Origin of the sequence: Streptomyces sp. NPDC058664, assembly GCF_042716635.1 — a bacterium.
Taxonomy (GTDB): domain Bacteria; phylum Actinomycetota; class Actinomycetes; order Streptomycetales; family Streptomycetaceae; genus Streptomyces.
The window spans coordinates 1-20,339 of sequence record NZ_JBHXRW010000008.1; the positions used below are offsets into that span (position 1 = coordinate 1).

Consider the following 20,339-nt stretch of genomic DNA (forward strand, 5'->3'; position numbering starts at 1 on the left):
ATCGTGCGCTGTGTCATCGCCCGCTTCCCCTTCGACCTCACCAAGAGCGGCGTCCTGGACTCCATGAAGGGCGTCAAGCCCGAGGAGGTCACCGGTGCGTCCGTGATCATCGGCCGCCGCACCTACCCCGCCAAGCAGGTCGGCCAGGTCATCACCCGCCAGGACCGCCGCGACTTCAGCGCCGACGAGGTCATGCGGGCCATGGCCAAGCTCGGATTCACCTGCCGCGACCTGCCCCGGAGCGTCGCGCCCCCGCGCGCCCTCGACCCGATCCGCCACGCGTCCGCACTGCTCGGCGCTCCCGCGGCCGTCTGACGGAGGTTCGCGCGGGCGTCCCGCCGGACGCCCGCGCGTCCGGCAGGGCCGGGGTCATCTCCCTTGATAACGAGGGAGATCGAGTTGCGTCCGGAGCCGTTCTCCACCGCGAGGCGCTCTACTACGCTGCGGGCATGACCCCTGTTGAGCTCCCTCTCGCCGCCCGTGCGACCTCGGTCGGTTCGTCGCCCGTACGCGACATCCTGGCTCTCACCTCGCGCCCCGAGGTCATCTCGTTCGCCGGAGGTCTGCCGGCCCCCGAGCTGTTCGACGCCGAGGGCATCAGGGCCGCCTACGACCGGGTACTGGCCGAGAGCGCGGAGCGGGCGCTGCAGTACTCCACCAGCGAGGGCGATCCCGAGCTGCGGTCCCTCACCGCCGCCCGGCTGACCGCGCGCGGCCTCCCCACCGGGGCCGACGACCTCCTCGTCACCACCGGATCACAGCAGGCGCTCACGCTGCTGACCACCACGCTGGTGGAGCCCGGCGACGTGGTCCTGGTCGAGGACCCCTGCTACCTGGCCGCCCTCCAGTCCCTCTCGCTCGCGGGCGCGCGGATCGTGGCGGTGCCCACGGACGACCGGGGGATCGACCCGGCGGCCCTGGAGGAGATCGTCGTCCGGGAGCGCCCGAAGCTGCTGTACGTCATTCCGACCTTCCAGAACCCGACCGGCCGGACGATGTCCGCGGAGCGCCGCCGCTCGGTCGCCGAGACGGCCGAACGGCACGGCTTCTGGATCATCGAGGACGACCCGTACGGCGAACTCCGCTACAGCGGTGAGGAAGTGCCCTGGATCTCCTCGGAGCCGGCCGTGGCGGACCGGACCGTCCTCCTCGGCAGCTTCTCCAAGATCATGGCGCCCGGGATGCGGCTGGGCTACCTGCGGGCGCCCGAGCGGCTGCGCCGGGCCTGCGTGATCGCCAAGCAGTCGGCGGACCTGCACACCTCCACCATCGACCAGGCCGCGGCAGCCCGTTACCTGCGTGACCGCGACCTCGCGGCGCACCTCGCGGTCGTACGTTCCGCCTACCGCGAGCGCCGTGACGCGCTGCTCGACGGCCTGCCCGGAGCCCTGCCGGCCGGGAGCGACTGGAACCACCCCGACGGCGGCATGTTCGTCTGGGCACGGCTCCCCGAGGGGCTCGACGCGACGGAGCTGCTGTCCGTCGCGATCAAGCACGACGTGGCGTACGTGCCGGGGGCGCCGTTCTTCGCGGGCACACCGGATCCGGCGTCGCTGCGGCTGTCGTTCACCACGCACTCTCCCGAGGAGATCCGCGAGGGCCTCCGCCGGCTGGCCGGGGCGTTCGGGCTGAGGGGCGCTGCCGCGTAGCATCCGAGCCGGCCCCCGATCCCGGCGGTCTCCGTACCGTCAGCGGCCCGCCGTACCGCCCCGGTCACCGCTCCGGTCGCAGTCCTAACCGCTCCGGTCACCGCCCGGGGGTAAGGCCAGCCCGTGCCGTGACCCGGGGGTCTGCCCCATGGCCGCTGTCGTCGCAGGGGCGATAGCGTCGCGGAGCGCCGGGCCCACGAGGGGCCCGGACCGGCCTGCTCCCCGTGCCCGTTCGGGCCGCTCTCCAGAACTGAGGGACCCTCATGCGTCAGTTGCTCCGCGGCCTCGGGATCTTCGCCGTGTCCGGCGTCGCCGTCGGCTCGCTCGCCTCCTGCGGGCTCGTGCAGGGGGAGACCTACGAGGACGACAGCACCCTCTCCGGCAGGATCACCTCGGTGCGCCTCGACAACGGCTCGGGCGGTGTCACCGTCAACGGGGTCAAGGGCGGCGCCCTGACGCTGCACCGCGAGGTCGAGTTCCGGGGCGAACGGCCCGAGGGCGCCACCCACCGGATCGAGAACGGCGTGCTGATCCTCGGCGGCTGCGGCAACCGCTGCTCGGTCGACTACACCGTCGACGTGCCGGCCGGCATCCCGGTCAGCGGGGAGGTCTCCAGCGGAGCGATCCGCCTCGCCCAGGTCGGTTCGGTCGATGTGAGGACCAGTTCGGGCCGCGTCGAGATGAGCGGGGTCACCGGCACCGTGCGGGTGCGGACCAGCAACGGCCGGATCCACGGCACCGGCATCAAGGGCGACCGGATCGTGGCCGAGACCTCCAACGGCGGGATCGACCTGGCCCCGGACACCCCGGCCCACGTCCGTGCCGAGACCTCCAACGGCGATGTCACCCTCACCGTCCCGCGGGCCGGCTACAAGATGACCGTCGACTCCGACAACGGTGACCGGTCGATCGACGTGCCCAGCGACCCGGCCGGCGAGTACGAACTCGACGTGCGCACCAGCAACGGCGACATCACCGTCAGGAACAGCTGAACCGGGCGGTCTCCGCCCCGCCGTCCCGCCCGCTCCCGCCACCGCACGACCGCTGCCCCGCCGTCCGAGCGCTGCCGGGCCGCCCGAGCGCTGCCGCGCCCTGCCACCAGCTGTGCGCGCCGGAGGGCGACGGCCGTCACGACGAGTCCGTCACGACGAGCCCGTCGCGGCAGAGCCGGCGCCCCTCGAGCACCTTCGGACGGTCGTCGTCCGGACCGTCGTCCGGACCGTCGTCCGGACCGTCGTCCGGACCGTCGTCCGGACCGTCGTCCGGACCGTCGTCCGGACCGTCGTCCGGACCGTCGTCCGGGACGCCGACGTACGCGGTGAACGTCCCCGCGCCGATGCCGAGCCCGTGGTGGCCGGAGACCCGGCCGACGACGGCCGCGCGGTATCCGGCGCAGTGGGCCATGCTCCCCACGAGACCGGCGGGCCACCGCGGAGCGCCGCGTCTTCCGGCACGAGCGCCACTACGGCCACGCCGAGCGCGCTCATCGCCCGCCGCGCGCACATGCGGACGGCGGCGTACTCCCGCCGCCGTTTCGGCAGGGCGCGGGCGACGGCGGCGGCCTCTTCGGCCTCCCCTCCCCCGGCTCTCCGGCTCTCCGGCTTTCACCGAACGGGGTCGACGCGCGTCCCGCCCGCGTCGGGGGCCGAGGCGGGATCCCGGACCACCCACGGTCCGCTCGGCGGTTCCGGACGGATGACACCATGGATCCGCCACGCCCCACCATCACCACCATCCTCATCACCGACGAACGACAGGAGAGGACGGGCCCGTGCCTGCTCCACGGATGCGAACGACACCCCTGCCCGGCATCGGAGTCCAGTACGACCTCACCACCCGGGAGCACCGCCAGCTGTCGGTCATCGCGCACCGCGACGGGACCCGCACGGTGAACGTGTACCGGGCCGACGAGCCCGACGCCTGCGCGCAGTCGCTGCACCTCACCGAGGCCGAGACGACCTCGCTGATCGACGCGCTGCTGCCCGCCCACCACAGCCCCAGCGTGCTGCACACCACCGACCTGGGGCTCGTCGCCGAACGCGTCGAGCTCTCCGCCCACTCGTACTGGAACGGGCGCGTCCTCGGGGAGACCCGGATGCGTACCGAGGCGGGCGCCTCCGTCGTCGCCGTACTCCGCCGCTCCGGGGCGATACCGTCCCCGACGCCCGCCTTCAGGCTCGCCGGTGGCGACACCCTCATCGTCATCGGCACCCGCGAGGGCGTCGACGCGGCCGCCACGATCCTCGGTCGGGAGTGAGGGCGGCGTGCATTCCGCGGTCTTCCTGATCGAGTTCGGCGCCATCATCCTCGGCCTCGGTCTCCTCGGACGCCTCGCCGGCCGGTTCCGGTTCTCCCCGATACCCCTCTACCTCCTGGCCGGGCTCGCCTTCGGCAACGGCGGCCTCCTGCCGCTCGGCGCCAGCGAGGAGTTCGTCGCCATCGGCGCCGAGATCGGGGTGATACTCCTGCTCCTGATGCTCGGCCTGGAGTACACCGCGAGCGATCTCGTCTCCAACCTCAGGACCCAGTACCCCGCCGGGCTCGTCGACTGCGCCCTCAACGCCCTCCCGGGCGCCGCCGCGGCGCTGCTGCTCGGCTGGGGGCCGGTCGCCGCCGTCGTCCTGGCGGGCGTCACCTGGATCTCCTCCTCCGGCGTCATCGCCAAGGTCCTCGGCGACCTCGGGCGCCTGGGTAACCGCGAGACGCCGGTCATCCTCAGCATCCTGGTGCTCGAAGACCTCGCCATGGCCGTCTACCTGCCCATCATCACGGCCCTCCTCGCCGGCGTCGGCCTCGCGGCCGGCAGCGCGACGCTCGCCATCGCCCTGGGCGTGGCCGGCGCCGTCCTGTTCGTCGCCGTCCGCTACGGGCGTCTGATCTCCCGTTTCGTCTCCAGTGACGACCCGGAGAAACTGCTCCTCGTCGTCCTCGGCCTCACGCTGCTCGTCGCCGGCGTCGCCCAGCAGCTCCAGGTCTCCGCGGCGGTCGGGGCGTTCCTCGTCGGCATCGCCCTGTCGGGTGAGGTCGCCGACGGCGCCCACACGCTGCTGAGCCCGCTGCGTGACCTGTTCGCCGCGGTCTTCTTCGTCTTCTTCGGTCTGCACACCGACCCCGCCAGCATTCCGCCGGTGATCCTTCCGGCGCTCGCCCTGGCCGTCGTCACGGCACTGACGAAGATCGCCACCGGGTACTGGGCGGCGCGCCGCGCCGGGATCGGGGTCAAGGGGCGGTGGCGGGCCGGCGGCGCCCTGGTGGCGCGCGGCGAGTTCTCCATCGTCATCGCGGGACTCGCCGTCACCGCGGGGGTGCAGCCGCAACTGGGGCCGTTCGCCACCGCGTACGTCCTGATCCTGGTGGTCGTCGGCCCGCTGACGGCCCGCTTCACCGAGCCCGTCGCCGCCCGCCTCACCCGGCGCCGCGCGAAGCCCCTGTCGTCCGAGCCCCTGCCGTCCGCGGCGGTCACGGCGTCAGGGACGGCGGTGCCGGGGACGGCGGCGGAGACCTCGGCGTCCGAGGCGGCCTCCGACCGCGTCTGACGGAGCGGCGTGACCGGCGGCGCGACCGGCGCGCGGCTCGCCGGTCGCCGGTTGCCGCTCGCCGTCACCGAGTCGACCAAGGGGCATGGACTCGTGCCCACTGCTCCGACCTGGCCTCATCATTGGCCTGAACATTGCAGGGAGTGGCCGGTTCGGGAATGATTTCCCGCCGTGACCATCTCCCTCGCCGTCGTACTCGGCGTGTTCCTCCTCGTGCTCCACCGCCTCTTCATCACCCCCGGCCGTGTCGACGGCTGGGTCGCGGAGCACTTCACGGCGACGGACTACGGGCTTCCGCCCCGTGGGCAGCTCGACCCGGAGCGGGCAGGACCGCCCCCGCCGGCCCACCGGACGGAGAGGCGGCAGGCCGTCGCCCACGCCGCGTGGGAAGGGGACTGGAGGGCTGCCGAGCGGTTCGTCCGGGCGGCGGGCGAGGACTGGGACGAGCGCTGGGCCCGCCTCGAACTCCTCCAGCAGGTCGCTCATGAGGACGACGCCTGGCTCGACGCCTGGCGTGCCGCCGAGCCGGGGAACTGCGACGCGGCAACCCTGCACGCGAGCATCATGGTCCATCGCGCTTGGGAGATCCGGGGCAGCGGTTACGCCCACGAGGTCATGACCTCGGACATGAACCGCTTCCGCGCCATGCTCCCGGCCGCGATCGAGGAGGCCCGGCAGGCCGCGCTGCTCGACCCCGCGAACCCGGGCCCCTGGGTCGTCATGATCACGGCGGCGCGCGGAGCGCAGTACGGTCGCGCGCAGTTCAAACCGCTCTGGGAGGAGCTCACCGCCCGCGCGCCCCACCACTACGAGGGGCACTGGCAGGCCCTCCAGTACTGGTGCGCCAAGTGGTTCGGCAGCGACCGGCGGATGATGCGGTTCGCCCGCCAGGCGGTCCGCAAGGCCCCGGCCGGCAGCCCGCTCGCCGGGATCTACCTGCACGCGCTGAACGAACTCACCGACCGGCCCGCCGCCGTCGCGCTGCCCGCCACGCCCATGACGAGGCGTCTGCTGAAGCAGGTCGCCGCCTCGTTCGCCCAGGTCGCACCCGACGACGAGCGTCTGCCGGCCCTGCGCCACCTGCTGGCCTCCTACATGCTCCGGTCGATGATGTACGCGGCCGCCCTGGAACAGTTCCGCCTGATCGGGCCGTGGTGCGGAGCCCGGCCCTGGCGCAAGGACGGGAACCCGGTCGCCGCCTTCGAAACGGCCCGCGGCACGGCCGCGAAACTGTCCCGGGCCCGTCCCGCCCCGACGCCGCAGATCCACGCCATGGGGCGATAGAACGGCCTCGGGCTCCGAGGGGTGTCCTGGGCGTCAGGGGGCTCTCGGGCCCGCCCTTCGGACCGTGCCGGGCTCCGCCAACCGGGCGACACCTCGTGTCGCTGTTGGGCCGAACGGGTGAGGGGCGGGAGGATGGGGGCATGAGTAGGTACGAGAGGTACGACGTCACCGACGAGCAGTGGGAGGGCCTCGCCCAGGTCGTGCCCCTGCGCGGCCGTGACGAATGGCCGTCCAGGGTCGACCACCGCACGATTCCCGAGCAGTACGAATCCGCCGAGCAGCGCCGTATGGTCGTGCTCCGCGTCCAGGTGTTCGCCGACGCCCGCGAGGTCGCCGAGTACCTCCTCGCCCAGATCCCGGTGCTCCTCGACCTGACGAGCGCCGACACCGAGGTCGCCAAGCGCATCCTCGACTTCAGCAGCGGTGTCGTCTTCGGCCTCGGCAGCGTGATGCACCGCGTCGACCGGAACGTCTTCCTCCTCGCCCCGGCCGGTACGGAGGTCGAGGGCGCGGAGGGCGAGGACGAGGAGGGCGCCGCCGGCGGCAGGACGGCCGGCGTCCCCCGATCGTAGGAAGGTCATCTGGACGTAACGGTTCGTCAGGGAGTGGACTGCGTACGGTCCGGGCATGGACCTCACCGGCGGCTTCACGCGCGACCACTCCTCCACCGTCGTCCCTTCCCCCGGCGCCCCCACCCGTGGAATCCCCTCGGACAGGGCGACCGCCCGAGGGCTCGCTCCCGGTACGGCCCCTGCCCGAGCCGGTACCTCCGGCCCGCTCGCTCCCGGCCCGCTCGCCTCCGTCCCCGAGGCGCGGGGTCCGGCCGCTTCGGAGAACCGGCCGCGGGGCGGGCCCGGACGGCGGGCGGCGGGCGGGGCGCCCGACGGGGGCGGCGGGCGGTTCCGCGCCCGCCCGGCCGTCACCGAGCTCCGCCTGTCCGCCTTCGCCGGACACCGCGCCGCCGTGCACCCGCTGGGGCCGGTCACCCTCTTCGCGGGACCCAGCGGAAGCGGCAAGTCCACCACCCTGAGGGCGTACGAGGCGCTGGCCCGGCTCGGCGCGGGCGACCCGCTCGGGGAGGTGTTCCCCGACGCCGCCGACTGCGTTCCCGAACGGGCCAGGCCCGACGCCCAGGGCCGGCGCGGCTTCCGCATCGGGTGCACGGTCGACGGACCGGAAGGCCCCGTCCACCTGGACCTCGCCGTCCAGGCCGAACCCCGGCTCCGTATCGTCGGCGAGCGCCTCACCGGCCGGGGCCGCACCCTGCTCGCCACCGCGCTGCGCGACCCCGGCCGCCCCACCGTCCAGGCCGAGTGGCACACGGCAGGATCCACCCCCGTCACCCGGGCGCCGCTCCCCGACGACCTCCTCGGTACGGCTCTGCTGCCGCTGCGGGTCGCCGGGAAGACCCCGGGCCAGCTGGAGGTCCTGGCCGCGGCCGAACAGGTGGTCATCGGACTGCGGTCCGCCTTCGCCTGCGACCCGCGGCCCGAGCGGATGCGGGCCCCCGTCCTCCCGGGCGAGGGGCGGCTGTGGCGCGGCTGCGGCAACCTCGCCGAGGTCCTGCACCGCACCCACACCGGCTGCCCGCGCCGCCACCACCGCCTCGCGTCCGTGGCGGGCGCGGGCTGCGCGGGCCCCGTCACCGGGCTCGGGGTGCAGGAGCTCCCGGAGGGGACGGTCCGCGCGGTCCTCGAACGAGGGAGCCGGCCCGCGACCCCGCTCGGCCGCCTGGGAGACGGGGAACTGCGCTACCTGGCGCTCGCGCTCACCCTGCTCACCGGCCCGGGGGTGCTGGCGATGGACCGGATCGCCGAGGTGCCCGACGCCATGCAGTCCCTGACGCTGCTCGCCGACGGCCTCGACCGCGGGCTCGACGGGCGACAGGTGAGCGAACTGCTCGGGCTCGCCACGGGCATCGCCGCCGACGGACACGTCAGGGTCGCGGGGACGGTCGGCGACAGGACGGCGGACGAGGCCCGCCGGACGCCCGGGGTGACGGTGGTAGACCTGGGCGCGTGACCGACAACGACAACGGCAACGACGTAGCGGGACTGCAGCGCAGGCTGGCCGAGTTCGCGGCCGCCAGGGACTGGCAGCCCTACCACACGCCCAAGAACCTGGCGGCGGCCCTCAGCGTGGAGGCCGCCGAACTCCTGGAGATCTTCCAGTGGTTGACGCCCGAGCAGGCGGAGCGGGTGATGGAGGACCCCGACTCGGCGCACCGGGTCGCCGACGAGGTCGCCGACGTCCTCGCCTATCTGCTCCAGTTCTGCGGGGTGCTCGGCGTCGATCCACTGGCCGCGCTCGCGTCGAAGATCGACAGGAACGAGGTCCGATTTCCCGTCCGGAGGCGGGGTGAAGGGGGCGAGGGCGGGGGTTCGACCGGAGATCGTCACTCTTCGGAGTGATCGACTTTTCCTCATCGAGCCTCCTGTCCACAGATTTCCGAATTCCCCTGGTGACGCGGCTCAGGCGGCCTCACTCTGGGTAGTGGACTGAGTGGGCGGATAAGTCGTACGAACGGGGGCGGCGTTGATGGAAGCGGAGCGACTCATCGCGCTTGGCCGGCACGCGCTGGCCGAGAGCGGAACGGCACAGGACATCGTGGCGGAGGCCTGGCAGGCCCAGGCGCTCGCGCAGGCGATAGGGAATCATCTCGCGCTCTGCGGACCGCAGGAACTGCGTGGCGAGGCGCGGGGGCTGAGCGAGACCGAGGAGTACCCGGCGTGGGGCGCCGGTGGGCCGCGTGCGGCCCAGTTGGCCGAAGTGGCGGACCCGGGCGGGGCGTTGACCCTGCTGGGGGAGCTGCTCGGGGAGGTGGGCATCGCGCTGGTCGGCGTGGCCTGCGCCACCGACGAGGAGGGGCTCTACTGGCAGTGCATCGAGGCCATCGACGCCGTCGACGAGTCCAGCGACCGGGTGCGCGGGATGCTGCGTCGCCTCGCCGTCCGTGACGGAGAGCGGGCCCGCCCGCCCGACGCCGCCCGAGGCCGCGCGGGCCCGGGGCGGGGCCGGTGGTGAGCGCCGCACACCGGCCGGCCGGGAAGGCGGAACTCCTGGAGGGCGCGCCGCTCGGAACCGACCTGCTCGGAACCGGCCTGCCCGCACCGGGCCTCCTGGCCCTAGTGGTCCTCCTGGTCCTTCCCGGGGCGGCCGGAGCCGGACTGGAGGTCGGCGTCCAGCTGGGAGAGGTCGGCGGAGAGCGCCGCCATCAGCTCCTCCATCTGCTGGAGCAGGCCCTTGGGCGCACCCGTGCCCTTCTGCTCCGGTACGGACTGCGGCAGCGGCTGCTGCTCGGGTACGGCCCGTTCCGGCGCGGCTTCCTGGGACATGGCGGCCTCCTCGGCCCGGACCCCGTCGCCGAGGACGGGGTCACGAGAGAGAGCGGCGCGCCGGCAGCGGCCGCCGGCACGCGGGCCGGGCGGTCCGGCTCCGTCCGAGCCAACGACAGGCGCCCGGCCACGGTCACTGGCCACGGCGGACGCGGCCCGCCAGGGGCCGGATGTTCACCCGACCGAGCCGGGCCGATCAAGGGACTGACACGGAGACTGACGGAAAGGCCGACGAAGAGGTCGACACGCACCTGACGGTGCAGGATGGGAGCATGGATCTTCGTATCTTCACCGAGCCCCAGCAGGGGGCCGACTACGACACTCTCCTCGCGGTGGCGCGGGCCACCGAGGAGCTGGGGTTCGACGCCTTCTTCCGGTCCGACCATTATCTGAGCATGGGATCGGGCGACGGACTGCCCGGACCGACGGATGCCTGGATCACCCTGGCCGGGCTCGCCCGGGAGACCAAGCGGATCCGTCTCGGCACACTGATGACCGCCGGCACCTTCCGGCTCCCCGGCGTTCTCGCCATCCAGGTCGCCCAGGTCGACCGGATGTCCGGCGGGCGGGTCGAACTCGGCCTCGGCGCGGGCTGGTTCGAGGAGGAGCACAAGGCCTACGGCATTCCGTTCCCGAAGGAGAAGTTCGGTCGGCTGGAGGAGCAGCTGGCGATCGTCACCGGACTGTGGGAGACCGAGGTCGGCAAGACCTTCAGCTACGAGGGGGAGTTCTACCGGCTCACCGACTCTCCCGCGCTGCCCAAGCCGGCCCAGGACCGGATCCCGGTACTGATCGGCGGGCACGGCGCGAGCCGCACGCCCCGCCTGGCCGCGCGGTACGCGGACGAGTTCAACATCCCCTTCGCCTCCCTGGAGGACAGCGAGCGGCAGTTCGGCAGGGTCCGGGCCGCGGCCGAGGCCGCCGGGCGGGCGCCCGACGACCTGGTGTACTCCAACGCGTTGGTGGTCTGTGTCGGCAAGGACGACGCCGAGGTGGCCCGCCGGGCCGCCGCCATCGGGCGGGACGTCGACGAGCTGAAGGCGAACGGCCTGGCGGGCTCGCCCGCAGAAGTCGTCGAGAAGCTCGGGCGGTACGCGGACATCGGCTCGTCCCGGGTCTACCTCCAGGTCCTGGACCTGGACGACCTGGACCACCTGGAGCTGATCTCCGCACGGGTCCAGACGCAACTGGGATGAGAGGAGCACTCCGGTGAAGCCGGTGCGTACGCTCGCCGAGGCCCTCGGGACGGACGTCCTCGTCCTCGACGGCGGGCTGTCCAACCAGCTGGAGGAGCAGGGCTGCGACCTCTCGGACGCGCTCTGGTCCGCGCGGCTCCTCGCCGACGCCCCCGAGCAGATCGAGGCGGCCCACGCGGCGTACGTACGGTCCGGGGCCCGGGTCCTCATCACCTCCGGCTACCAGGCCACCTTCGAGGGCTTCGCCCGGCGGGGCGTGGGCCGGGACGAGGCGGCCGGGCTCCTCGCGCGGAGCGTGGAGCTCGCCAGGGCGGCGGCGCGGGGCGTACCGCAGGAGGTCTGGGTGGCCGCTTCCGTGGGGCCGTACGGCGCGATGCTCGCGGACGGGAGCGAGTACCGGGGACGGTACGGGCTGTCCGTGCGGGAACTCGAGGCGTTCCACCGGCCCCGGATCGAGGTGTTCGCCGCGGCGGAGCCGGACGTGCTCGCCCTGGAGACGGTTCCGGACGCGGAGGAGGCGGAGGCGCTGCTGCGGGCGGCCGAGGGGTGCGGGGTGCCCGTGTGGCTCTCGTACACGGTCGAGGGCGGGCGGACCCGGGCCGGACAGGACCTGGCGGAGGCCTTCGCCGTCGCCGCAGGGAACGAGCGGGTCGTCGCGGTCGGGGTCAACTGCTGCGACCCGGCGGAGGCCGGGCCCGCCGTGGAACTCGCCGCCGCCGTGACCGGGAAGCCGGTCGTGGTCTACCCCAACAGCGGCGAGCGGTGGGACGCGCGGGGGCGGGGCTGGCACGGGGACGTGGCCTTCGACCCGGCCCGCGCCACCGGCTGGGCCGCGGCCGGTGCCCGGCTCGTCGGCGGCTGCTGCCGGGTGGGCCCGCCCACGATCGCCGCCCTGGCGTCCTCCCTGACCACTGGCGGACGGGGCTGAGCACAGGGGCCCGCGCCACCGGGGCCCGCCGACGCGTCGGGCGAGCTGTGGAAGTTCGAGCAATTCATCAAGATCTGTGAAGGACAGGTACCGCTTGATGCGTACGACAGAGCCGGCAGAAGCCCGCATCGAGGATGCGGACAACATCCTGGTCGCGCCTTCGACGGTGCAGGACGATGACGTGATCAGGGACTTCTTCGGGTCCACGATCACTCCGGAGGACCTTGCTTCAGGTCCGCCCGACCTCGCACAGAAGGACGTCTACCTGTGTGGTGACATATCCGGGATCAGCGGCCGTCAACTGCGTTCGGCTGCACGGGTGTTCGTCGTACGGGAGCTGTCGCACGGCTACCACGGGGACGTCGACGAGAGCTGGACCCTCGTCGGCCTCGGCCGGGTTCCCCTCCGCGTCCACGGCGTCGGCGTGTACTACCGCCGCTTCTTCGAACCCGGCGACGATCACTTCGGACGGATCCGTGCGGAGCACGCGTTCCAGTCCCTGACGGAGTCCACCAAGCCCGGAACAGCCCATCGCAGCGGAATCTATCTGACGCCCGTCACGCGAAACGGTGACGAACTGCGTTTCCGTCTGCTCCGGTGCTCCACGAACTTCTCGGGGCCGACCGAGAGCTTCCGCCCGACCGACACGCACATCGTCGAGGCTCTGAACCGCGAGGCCGCCGCCGTCTTCCGGAACCAGGCACCGCTGAATCACGTCCTCGCCCAGATCTACCACAACACCCTTGCCACGGCCGAGCGCAAGCAGTCCAAGGCCAGGATCTCGGCCCATGCCGACAAGACCAAGGACATGCCCGCCAACGGCATCATGGCCTTCTGCACCTTCTACGACGGGCTCGACAAGCTGCAGCCCCTGGCCGAAGACGCCTTCGACCACGGTGTGAAGGGTGTCAGCGGGCTGACCAGACTCCACTTCCGCCTCAAGGAGCCGGTCGAAGAACACGACGGGGTCGCGCTCCCCCCGCAGTTCACCCTGACCCTTCATCCCGGCTCCGTGTTCTTCATGCCGCTGTCCACCAACCGCCTGTACACGCACGAGGTTCGGCCCTCGGGGTTGGACGCCGAACTGCTCCCGACCCGCCTGGGGTACGTGGTGCGCTGTTCGAGCACCGAAGCCGTCCACAAGAACGGCCACACGTTCCTCGAAGTGGCCGGGGACCTGGTGAAGCTGGAGCCGCCCACGCCGGCCGGCATGGACGAGCTGCGCGGGCTGTACGCCGAGGAGAACAGGACCTCGTCCTTCATCGACTACGGCGACGAATTCCTCTTCAGCATGAACACAGGAGACTATCTTGCCCCCCGAGTCCACGATCTCGGCTGAGATCCTCTCGTACGCTTTGCCGGCCGAGGACGATCTCTATGAGGAGCTTTCCGCGTCGGCTCGTCTGGAGGACGTGGGGAAAGGCCGGCGAGGTGCCACGCTCACCAAGGTCGACGAGGCGGGTGGTGTGCCTCTCGTACGCACCACCACCCGATACGGCAGTCCGACGCAGCGTTTCCGGGCGGTGCACGAACGGCTGGCGCAACGGATCCAAGAACGTGCGGCGTTCTCGGTCGGCTTCAACAACGCTCTCATCGAGAGCTACACGAACGCTTACACGACCATGGGCAGCCATTCCGACCAGGCCCTCGATCTGGCCGACGAGTCATTCATCGCCGTCTTCTCCTGCTACGAGCATCCCGAAGCGGGCCCGCCGAGAAAGCTGATCTTCGAATCGAAGGGGGGCGATGGTGAGAAGTTCGGGATCCCCCTCGCCCACAACAGCGTCGTCGCGTTCTCCGTCGACTCGAATCGGCGACTCAGGCACAAGATCGTGCTGGAGGCGCCCGCCCGGGCGGCGGACAACCAATGGCTGGGTGTGACCTTTCGGACGTCGAAGACCTTCGTCCGGTTTCGCGACGGACAGGCGTACCTCCCGCAGGGTGCGCGCCTCATGTCGGCCGACGACGATCAGAGGCGCGAGTTCTACCGACTGCGAGGCCGCGAGAACAGGGAAACGGACTTCGTCTATCCCCCGCTGACGTACACCATCAGCGAGAGCGATCTGATACCGCCCGTCTGAGGGGCTGCCGCCCCGGGTAAATCCAGTACCGCCATGGGACCGCACCTGCCCATACTCAGCACGTGTTCCTGACGATCTCCACCACCGGCAACGACCAGAACCCCGCCACTGACCTGGGGTTCCTCCTCCACAAGCATCCCGACAGGGCGTTCTCGGCCAGTACGTCCCACGGCACCGCGCACGTCCTCTACCCCGAGGCGAGCGCCGAGCGGTGCACGGCTGCGCTCCTCCTGGAGGTGGACCCCGTGGCGCTGGTGCGTCGCGGCAAGGGCAAGGGACGGGGCGGCGCCCCGGACTCCGCGCTCGCCCAGTACGTGAACGACCGGCCCTACGCGGCCTCCTCGCTGCTCGCCGTCGCGCTCGCCAAGGTCTTCAAGACGGCGCTGCACGGCGTGTGCCAGGCGATGCCCGAGCGGGCCGCCGCGCCGCTGCCGCTGCGCGTCGAGGTCCCCGCGCTGCCCGCGCGGGGCGGCGCCGAGCTGGTGCGCGCGCTGTTCGGGCCGCTGGGCTGGGACACGGTGGACGTCGAGCCGGTGACGCTGGACGCGGAGTTCCCCGAGTGGGGCGACTCCCGTTACGTACGGCTGGTCCTGGAGGGCGAGCTGCGGCTCGCGGACGCCCTCAACCACCTGTACGTCCTGCTGCCGGTCCTCGACGACGCCAAGCACTACTGGATCGCGCCCGACGAGGTCGACAAGCTGCTGCGCGCCGGTGACGGCTGGCTCGCCGGTCATCCCGAGCGGAAGCTGATCACCGCACGCTACCTCTCCCGCCGCTGGGGCCTGGCCCGTGAGGCGACGGAGCGCCTCGAACTGGTGCGGCTCGCCGAGGCCGAGGGCCTGGACGTCGACGACGTCGACAACGCCGTCGACGAGTCGACCGACACGGAGGAGCGGCCGGTGCCGCTGGCCGAGCAGCGGAGGGAGGCGATCCTCGCCGCCCTGACCGCGGCGGACGCGAGCCGTGTCCTCGATCTGGGCTGCGGCCAGGGCCAGCTGGTGCAGGCCCTGCTCAAGGACGTCCGGTTCACCGAGATCGTCGGTGTCGACGTGTCCGTCCGCGCCCTGACCGTCGCCGCGCGCCGGCTGCGGCTCGACCGGATGGGGGAGCGGCAGGCGGCCCGCGTGAAGCTGGTGCAGGGCTCGCTCGCGTACACCGACAAGCGGCTGACCGGCTACGACGCGGCCGTGCTCAGCGAGGTCGTCGAGCACCTGGACCTGCCGAGGCTGCCGGCCCTGGAGTACGCGGTGTTCGGCTCGGCCCGGCCGCGTACGGTCCTCGTGACCACGCCGAACGTCGAGTACAACGTGCGCTGGGAATCGCTCCCGGCCGGACACGTCCGGCACCGCGACCACCGCTTCGAGTGGACCCGCGAGGAGTTCCGGGACTGGGCGGCCTCGGTGGCCGGGCGGTACGGGTACGACGTCGGGTTCACCCCCGTCGGCCCCGACGACCCCGAGGTCGGACCGCCCACCCAGATGGCCGTCTTCACCCGTACCGACGCCACCCGCATCGACGAGACCCCGAAGGAGGTCGCGGCATGACCCGTACGCTCCCCGTCACCGATCTGTCCCTCGTGGTGCTCGTCGGCGCCACCGGCTCCGGCAAGTCCACCTTCGCCCGACGCCACTTCAAGCCGACCGAGATCGTCTCCTCCGACTTCTGCCGGGGGCTCGTCGCCGACGACGAGAACGACCAGTCCGCGAGCCGGGACGCCTTCGACGTCCTCCACTACATCGTCGGCAAGCGCCTCGCGGCGGGACGCCTCGCCGTCGTCGACGCCACCAACGTGCAGCAGGAGGCCCGGCGCCGGCTCGTCCAGCTGGCCAGGTCGTACGACGTGCTGCCCATCGCGATCGTCCTCGACCTGCCCGAGGACGTGTGCCGCGACCGGAACGCCGCACGCCCCGACCGCGCGGACATGCCCGCGCACGTCATCCAGCGCCACCGCCGCGAGCTGCGCCGTTCGCTGCGGGGCCTGGAGCGCGAGGGCTTCCGCAAGGTGCACGTCCTGCGGTCCGTCGAGGAGGTCGAGGACGCCGAAGTCGTCCTGGAGCGCCGCTTCAACGACCTGCGTCACCTCGCCGGACCCTTCGACATCATCGGTGACATCCACGGCTGCCGCTCCGAGCTGGAGACCCTGCTCGCGAAGCTCGGATACGTCGACGGGCACCACCCCGAGGGGCGTACGGCGGTCTTCGTCGGCGACCTCGTCGACCGGGGACCCGACTCGCCGGGCGTCCTGCGCCGGGTGATGGGAATGGTCGCCGCGGGCGACGCCCTGTGCGTCCCCGGCAACCACGAGAACAAGCTGGGCCGCTGGCTCAAGGGCCGCAAGGTACAGGAGACGCACGGCCTCGCCGAGACGATCGAGCAGCTGGGGCACGAGAGCGAGGAGTTCCGGGCCGAGGTCGGACGGTTCATCGACGGCCTCGTCAGCCACTACGTGCTCGACGGCGGCGGCCTCGTCGTCTGCCACGCCGGACTGCCGGAGAAGTACCACGGCCGCACGTCGGGCCGGGTGCGCTCGCACGCGCTCTACGGGGACACCACCGGCGAGACCGACGAGTTCGGGCTTCCGGTGCGCTACCCGTGGGCGGAGGAGTACCGGGGACGGGCCACCGTCGTCTACGGACACACGCCCGTGCCCAACACCTCCTGGATCAACAACACCATCTGCCTCGACACCGGAGCCGTCTTCGGCGGGAAGATGACCGCGCTGCGCTGGCCGGAGCGCGAACTCGTCGACGTACCGGCCGAGCGCGTCTGGTACGAGCCGGCCCGGCCGCTCGCGACCGAGGCGCCCGGCGGGCACCAGGGACGCCCCCTGGACCTGGCCGACGTCCACGGCCGGCGGACCGTCGAGACCCGGCAGCACGGCAACGTCGCCGTACGGGAGGAGAACGCCGCGGCCGCCCTGGAGGTCATGAGCCGGTTCGCGGTCGACCCGCGGCTGCTCGCCTACCTGCCGCCGACGATGGCACCGACCGCCACATCGAAGGAGGACGGCTACCTGGAGCACCCGGCCGAGGCCTTCGCCCAGTACCGGGCCGACGGCGTCGAACGGGTCGTGTGCGAGGAGAAGCACATGGGCTCCCGGGCCGTGGCCCTGGTCTGCCGGGACGCCGAGGCCGCCCGCGAGCACTTCGGCGTGGACGGCGAAGGGGTGACCGGTGCGCTGTACACCCGCACCGGACGGCCTTTCTTCGACGACGCGGCCGTCACCGAGGAGGTCCTCGGCCGGCTGCGGACCGCGATCGGCGCCGCCGGACTCTGGGACGAGTTCGGGGCCGACTGGCTGCTGTTCGACGGCGAGCTGATGCCGTGGTCGCTCAAGTCGGCCGGGCTGCTCCGCCAGCAGTACGCGGCGGTCGGCGCCGCCTCCGGTGCCGTCCTCCCGGGCGCCGTCACCGCCCTCGAACGGGCGGTGGCACGCGGGGTCGACGGGATCGACGGGCTGCTCGCCAAGCAGCGGGAGCGGGCGGCGGACGCGGCCGCGTTCACCGAGGCGTACCGCAGGTACTGCTGGCCGACCGAAGGCCTGGAGGGTGTGCGGTTCGCCCCCTTCCAGCTGCTCGCGGCGACCGGACGCTCGCTCGCCGCCGTCCCCCACGACGAGCAGCTGGCCTGGCTCGACCGGCTCGTGGAGCACGACCCGACCGGGCTGCTCCAGGTCACCCGCCGGCTCGTCGTCGACACCGGCGACGAGGCCTCCGTCCGCGCGGGCGTCGACTGGTGGCTGGAAATGACCGGCGCGGGCGGCGAGGGCATGGTCGTCAAGCCGCTCGCCGCGCTGGTCCGCGACGCCAAGGGCCGGCTCGCCCAGCCGGGCGTGAAGGTGCGCGGCCGGGAGTACCTCCGGATCATCTACGGCCCCGAGTACACCCGGCCGGAGAACCTGGAGCGGCTGCGGCAGCGCTTCCTCGGCCACAAGCGGTCGCTGGCCCTGCGCGAGTACGCGCTCGGCCTCGAAGCGCTCGACCGCCTCGCGGACGGGGAACCGCTCTGGCGGGTCCACGAGGCCGTCTTCGCGGTCCTCGCGCTGGAATCGGAACCGGTGGACCCGAGGCTCTGAGCCCCGAGCTTCCGAGTTCCGAGGCAGGGCCGCCGCCGCCATGAGGCTCTCTCCGGGGCGCGCGTGTCGACCCCGCCCGGGCCTCGCGAGGCCCGGGCGGGGCTTCCATGACGGCCCCGGGCGGGCCTGCGTGAGGCCTCGGCCGGGGTCCGCGTGTCGCCCTCGACGGGGTCCGGGAGCTCTGCCCGGGCCCCGCTCCCATGTGACGGCCCCGGTCGGCTGCTCCGGTCGGCTCCGCTCGACGCCTCGGCCGGGGGCCTCCGTGTCGACCCCGGTCCGGGCCCCGCGGGTCTTCGCGAGGGCTCCGTGGGGGCTTCGGGGACCCTCGTGCCGCTTCGCGGGTCTTCGCAAGGTCTTCGTATCGCTTCACCGATGTTCCGCGCGGTGTTCGACCCGTTTCCGCACGGGCGGCGCATGGCCCCGACGGGGGGCGCAGAGGTGCCGGGGACGGCGCTCCCCTGCGCCCCCCGTGCCCGTTGACGCGTTTCTTCCGCACCCTCTAGCGTTCTTCACCCCACGACGTGACACAGTGTCAACAATGTTACTGAGCACGGCACATGAGGCACCGACGCACACGTGAACACGCCGGGCGACCACCGGTGGGCGGTCTTCCCCGGAGGGCCCGAGGACGGTACGGGGGTGAGCGGGCGGTGAGTCTCTTCGGCCAGGACCGCTCCTTCCTCCACGCCCTCCCGGCGGCCGACCGGCGGTCCCTGCTCGCCGAGGGCGCCCGGCGCGTCTACGAACCAGGGGAGGTGATGATCCGTGAACGCGACACCAGCGCCTTCGTCCTGGCGCTCCTCACCGGCTGGTCCGTCGTCTCCGTCGGCACCGAGCGGGGATCGCGGCTCATCCTCGCCCTCCGGGGCGCCGGCGAGGTCGTCGGCGACCTCGCCGCCGTCGACCGGCGCCCGCGCAGCGCCAGCGTCACGGCCCTCGGCACGGTCGAGGCGGTGGCCATCTCCGGCGACCGGTTCCGGGGCTTCCTCGCCGCCCGGCCGCACGCCACGGCGCTGATCATGCGCCAGCTCGCCACCCGGCTGCGGAGCGCCGACGTCGAACGTCGCGCGCTCGCGTCCGAGACCGTCCTCCAGCGCCTCGCGGCCCGGCTCGTCGAGCTGGCCGAGCGCGCCGGACGGCGGGGGGACACCGGGACCGTACTCGAACTTCCGCTGCCCCAGCACGACCTGGCGGCAGCCGTCGGAGCCACCCGGGAGGCGGTCGCCAAGGCGCTGCGCCTGCTGCGGGAACAGGACGTGGTCCGCACCGCGCACCGCACCGTCGTCGTCATCGACATGCGGGTCCTGGTGCTGCTCGCGGAGGGGCGCGCGCGCCCCGGCGGAGACCCGGCGGACGAATCTCCACCGGGTGTGTAAACGGCTACATCGCCGGTCGCGGAACGCGGCCAGTCTGGACACGCACCACCACGGCACCAACGGCACCGACGGCACCGGGGCAGCACACAGGGAGTCCGAGTGAGCACTGCGGGAGTGAACGGGGAAGTGGGCGGAGAGGCACCGGAAGCAGCGGGCGGCATCCACCGGTTCGTCGTCTTCGGCGACATCTGCGGGTCCGGGACCCTGGACATGGACGAGAAGAGACTCCAGCGCGCGGCGATGTACGCCGCGTTCGACGACGCGTACAGCTCCGTCGGCGTCGAGCCCGGCACCTTCCACCAGGAGGACCGGGGGGACGGCATCCTCGCCGCCCTGCGCCCCGACGTGCCGCCGACCCTCATGGTCGGACGGTGGATCGACACCCTGTACGAGAGCCTGCGCGCCCACAACAAGGGCCGGACGCGGCCGCTGCGGCTGCGGATCGGCATGAACGCGGGGCTCGTGGTCCAGGACCGGCACGGGCTCGTCGGGCGGGCGGTCGACCTCGCCGCCCGGCTCTGCGACAGCCCCCCGGCCAAGCGGACCATGGACGAGAACCCCGAGGTCGACCTGCTCGTCGTCGTCTCCGACTGGCTGTACGTGAACGTGGTCGCCGAGGGCGGGCGGTACGTCGAGCCGGACCACTACCGGCAGGCCCGCATCCGGTCCAAGGAGACCGACGAGGCCGCCTGGTTCCACGTACCGCGCAGACCCGCGCCGCCGCTCGTGGGGCCCGAGGGGGAGGCGGCGCCGGTGCCGGGGGCGCGGCCGGCAGGGGGGTCACGGACCGGCGTTGGGGGGGGGGGGGGGGGGGGGCCCCCCCCCCCCCCGCGGGGGGGGGGACCCGAGTGAAAACGACGGGGGGGGCCCAGAGAGAGA

At 72.8% G+C, this 20,339-nt stretch carries 20 protein-coding genes and 1 pseudogene; 18 read left to right on the forward strand and 3 right to left on the reverse strand.

Features of this window, described 5'->3' with window-relative positions; translation table 11 throughout:
• Positions 1-3 precede the first annotated feature (3 nt).
• The 3 genes from ACFWUY_RS08920 to ACFWUY_RS08930 all read left to right on the forward strand — a co-directional run bounded on the left by ACFWUY_RS08920 (position 4) and on the right by ACFWUY_RS08930 (position 2,641).
• Positions 4-315: an SCO5918 family protein gene (locus ACFWUY_RS08920; RefSeq protein ID WP_384104466.1), complete on the forward strand. Its 312-nt coding sequence runs from the start codon at positions 4-6 to the stop codon at positions 313-315.
• A 134-nt stretch (positions 316-449) separates the two neighbouring features.
• Positions 450-1,649, forward strand: coding sequence for a PLP-dependent aminotransferase family protein (locus ACFWUY_RS08925; RefSeq protein WP_384104013.1), 1,200 nt, complete (start codon positions 450-452; stop codon positions 1,647-1,649).
• 263 nt (positions 1,650-1,912) lie between these two features.
• A complete protein-coding gene (locus tag ACFWUY_RS08930; protein ID WP_384104016.1) occupies positions 1,913-2,641 on the forward strand; it encodes a DUF4097 domain-containing protein in 729 nt (242 codons plus the stop codon).
• A 136-nt stretch (positions 2,642-2,777) separates the two neighbouring features.
• Here ACFWUY_RS08930 and ACFWUY_RS08935 read toward each other — a convergent pair whose 3' ends face one another.
• Positions 2,778-3,053: a hypothetical protein gene (locus tag ACFWUY_RS08935; protein ID WP_384104018.1), complete on the reverse strand. Its 276-nt coding sequence runs from the start codon at positions 3,051-3,053 to the stop codon at positions 2,778-2,780.
• A 24-nt stretch (positions 3,054-3,077) separates the two neighbouring features.
• Positions 3,078-3,190, reverse strand: a pseudogene (locus ACFWUY_RS08940) (4'-phosphopantetheinyl transferase); the annotation flags it as partial.
• Positions 3,191-3,435: 245 nt separating this feature from the next.
• Between ACFWUY_RS08940 and ACFWUY_RS08945 the strand changes: the two are divergent.
• The 7 genes from ACFWUY_RS08945 (at position 3,436) to ACFWUY_RS08975 (ending at position 9,493) form a co-directional block, all read left to right on the forward strand.
• Positions 3,436-3,906 (forward strand): cation:proton antiporter regulatory subunit, encoded by a 471-nt coding sequence (locus ACFWUY_RS08945; RefSeq protein ID WP_384104021.1) that lies wholly within the window; start codon positions 3,436-3,438, stop codon positions 3,904-3,906.
• Between the two features lie 7 nt (positions 3,907-3,913).
• Complete coding sequence (locus ACFWUY_RS08950; protein WP_384104024.1) at positions 3,914-5,185, forward strand: cation:proton antiporter; 1,272 nt, start codon at positions 3,914-3,916, stop codon at positions 5,183-5,185.
• A 171-nt stretch (positions 5,186-5,356) separates the two neighbouring features.
• Complete coding sequence (locus ACFWUY_RS08955) at positions 5,357-6,469, forward strand: hypothetical protein (protein ID WP_384104027.1); 1,113 nt, start codon at positions 5,357-5,359, stop codon at positions 6,467-6,469.
• Positions 6,470-6,609: 140 nt separating this feature from the next.
• Complete coding sequence (locus tag ACFWUY_RS08960) at positions 6,610-7,041, forward strand: cell division protein SepF (RefSeq protein WP_384104030.1); 432 nt, start codon at positions 6,610-6,612, stop codon at positions 7,039-7,041.
• 55 nt (positions 7,042-7,096) lie between these two features.
• Positions 7,097-8,491: an ATP-binding protein gene (locus ACFWUY_RS08965; RefSeq protein WP_384104032.1), complete on the forward strand. Its 1,395-nt coding sequence runs from the start codon at positions 7,097-7,099 to the stop codon at positions 8,489-8,491.
• On the forward strand, positions 8,488-8,880 hold the full coding sequence (locus ACFWUY_RS08970) for a nucleotide pyrophosphohydrolase (protein ID WP_384104035.1): 393 nt from the start codon (positions 8,488-8,490) through the stop codon (positions 8,878-8,880). The genes ACFWUY_RS08965 and ACFWUY_RS08970 overlap by 4 nt, the downstream gene beginning before the upstream one ends.
• 127 nt (positions 8,881-9,007) lie before the next feature.
• Positions 9,008-9,493, forward strand: a complete 486-nt coding sequence (locus ACFWUY_RS08975; RefSeq protein WP_384104038.1) for a DUF6099 family protein — start codon at positions 9,008-9,010, stop codon at positions 9,491-9,493.
• Positions 9,494-9,594: 101 nt separating this feature from the next.
• Here the strand turns inward: ACFWUY_RS08975 and ACFWUY_RS08980 are convergent, their stop codons facing one another.
• Positions 9,595-9,804, reverse strand: coding sequence for a hypothetical protein (locus tag ACFWUY_RS08980; protein ID WP_384104041.1), 210 nt, complete (start codon positions 9,802-9,804; stop codon positions 9,595-9,597).
• A 272-nt stretch (positions 9,805-10,076) separates the two neighbouring features.
• On the opposite strand from ACFWUY_RS08980, the gene ACFWUY_RS08985 reads away from it, so the two are divergent.
• From ACFWUY_RS08985 to ACFWUY_RS09020, 8 genes are all read left to right on the forward strand, one after another.
• Positions 10,077-11,000, forward strand: coding sequence for an LLM class F420-dependent oxidoreductase (locus ACFWUY_RS08985; RefSeq protein ID WP_384104044.1), 924 nt, complete (start codon positions 10,077-10,079; stop codon positions 10,998-11,000).
• Positions 11,001-11,013: 13 nt separating this feature from the next.
• Positions 11,014-11,928: a homocysteine S-methyltransferase gene (mmuM, locus tag ACFWUY_RS08990; protein WP_384104047.1), complete on the forward strand. Its 915-nt coding sequence runs from the start codon at positions 11,014-11,016 to the stop codon at positions 11,926-11,928.
• 97 nt (positions 11,929-12,025) lie between these two features.
• Positions 12,026-13,267 (forward strand): hypothetical protein, encoded by a 1,242-nt coding sequence (locus ACFWUY_RS08995; RefSeq protein ID WP_384104051.1) that lies wholly within the window; start codon positions 12,026-12,028, stop codon positions 13,265-13,267.
• Positions 13,239-14,009 (forward strand): alpha-ketoglutarate-dependent dioxygenase AlkB, encoded by a 771-nt coding sequence (locus tag ACFWUY_RS09000; protein ID WP_384104054.1) that lies wholly within the window; start codon positions 13,239-13,241, stop codon positions 14,007-14,009. The genes ACFWUY_RS08995 and ACFWUY_RS09000 overlap by 29 nt, the downstream gene beginning before the upstream one ends.
• Before the next feature lie 62 nt (positions 14,010-14,071).
• On the forward strand, positions 14,072-15,553 hold the full coding sequence (locus ACFWUY_RS09005) for a 3' terminal RNA ribose 2'-O-methyltransferase Hen1 (RefSeq protein WP_384104057.1): 1,482 nt from the start codon (positions 14,072-14,074) through the stop codon (positions 15,551-15,553).
• The gene (locus ACFWUY_RS09010) at positions 15,550-18,084 is read left to right on the forward strand and encodes a polynucleotide kinase-phosphatase (protein WP_384104063.1); all 2,535 of its coding nucleotides are present in this window, start codon (positions 15,550-15,552) and stop codon (positions 18,082-18,084) included. Before ACFWUY_RS09005 ends, ACFWUY_RS09010 begins: the two co-directional genes overlap by 4 nt.
• A 650-nt stretch (positions 18,085-18,734) precedes the next feature.
• Positions 18,735-19,460: a Crp/Fnr family transcriptional regulator gene (locus tag ACFWUY_RS09015; protein ID WP_384104070.1), complete on the forward strand. Its 726-nt coding sequence runs from the start codon at positions 18,735-18,737 to the stop codon at positions 19,458-19,460.
• 99 nt (positions 19,461-19,559) lie between these two features.
• Positions 19,560-20,312: a hypothetical protein gene (locus ACFWUY_RS09020; RefSeq protein WP_384104075.1), complete on the forward strand. Its 753-nt coding sequence runs from the start codon at positions 19,560-19,562 to the stop codon at positions 20,310-20,312.
• Positions 20,313-20,339 lie beyond the last annotated feature (27 nt).

Bases quoted from the DNA above. Each gene is read 5' to 3' on its own strand.
- ACFWUY_RS08925 (WP_384104013.1), top strand. From the start codon at position 450: ATGACCCCTGTTGAGCTCCCTCTCGCCGCCCGTGCGACCTCGGTCGGT.
- ACFWUY_RS08930 (WP_384104016.1), top strand. From the start codon at position 1,913: ATGCGTCAGTTGCTCCGCGGCCTCGGGATCTTCGCCGTGTCCGGCGTC.
- ACFWUY_RS08935 (WP_384104018.1), bottom strand. From the start codon at position 3,053: ATGGCCCACTGCGCCGGATACCGCGCGGCCGTCGTCGGCCGGGTCTCC.
- ACFWUY_RS08945 (WP_384104021.1), top strand. From the start codon at position 3,436: ATGCGAACGACACCCCTGCCCGGCATCGGAGTCCAGTACGACCTCACC.
- ACFWUY_RS08960 (WP_384104030.1), top strand. From the start codon at position 6,610: ATGAGTAGGTACGAGAGGTACGACGTCACCGACGAGCAGTGGGAGGGC.
- ACFWUY_RS08965 (WP_384104032.1), top strand. From the start codon at position 7,097: ATGGACCTCACCGGCGGCTTCACGCGCGACCACTCCTCCACCGTCGTC.
- ACFWUY_RS08975 (WP_384104038.1), top strand. From the start codon at position 9,008: ATGGAAGCGGAGCGACTCATCGCGCTTGGCCGGCACGCGCTGGCCGAG.
- ACFWUY_RS08980 (WP_384104041.1), bottom strand. From the start codon at position 9,804: ATGTCCCAGGAAGCCGCGCCGGAACGGGCCGTACCCGAGCAGCAGCCG.
- ACFWUY_RS08985 (WP_384104044.1), top strand. From the start codon at position 10,077: ATGGATCTTCGTATCTTCACCGAGCCCCAGCAGGGGGCCGACTACGAC.
- ACFWUY_RS08995 (WP_384104051.1), top strand. From the start codon at position 12,026: ATGCGTACGACAGAGCCGGCAGAAGCCCGCATCGAGGATGCGGACAAC.
- ACFWUY_RS09010 (WP_384104063.1), top strand. From the start codon at position 15,550: ATGACCCGTACGCTCCCCGTCACCGATCTGTCCCTCGTGGTGCTCGTC.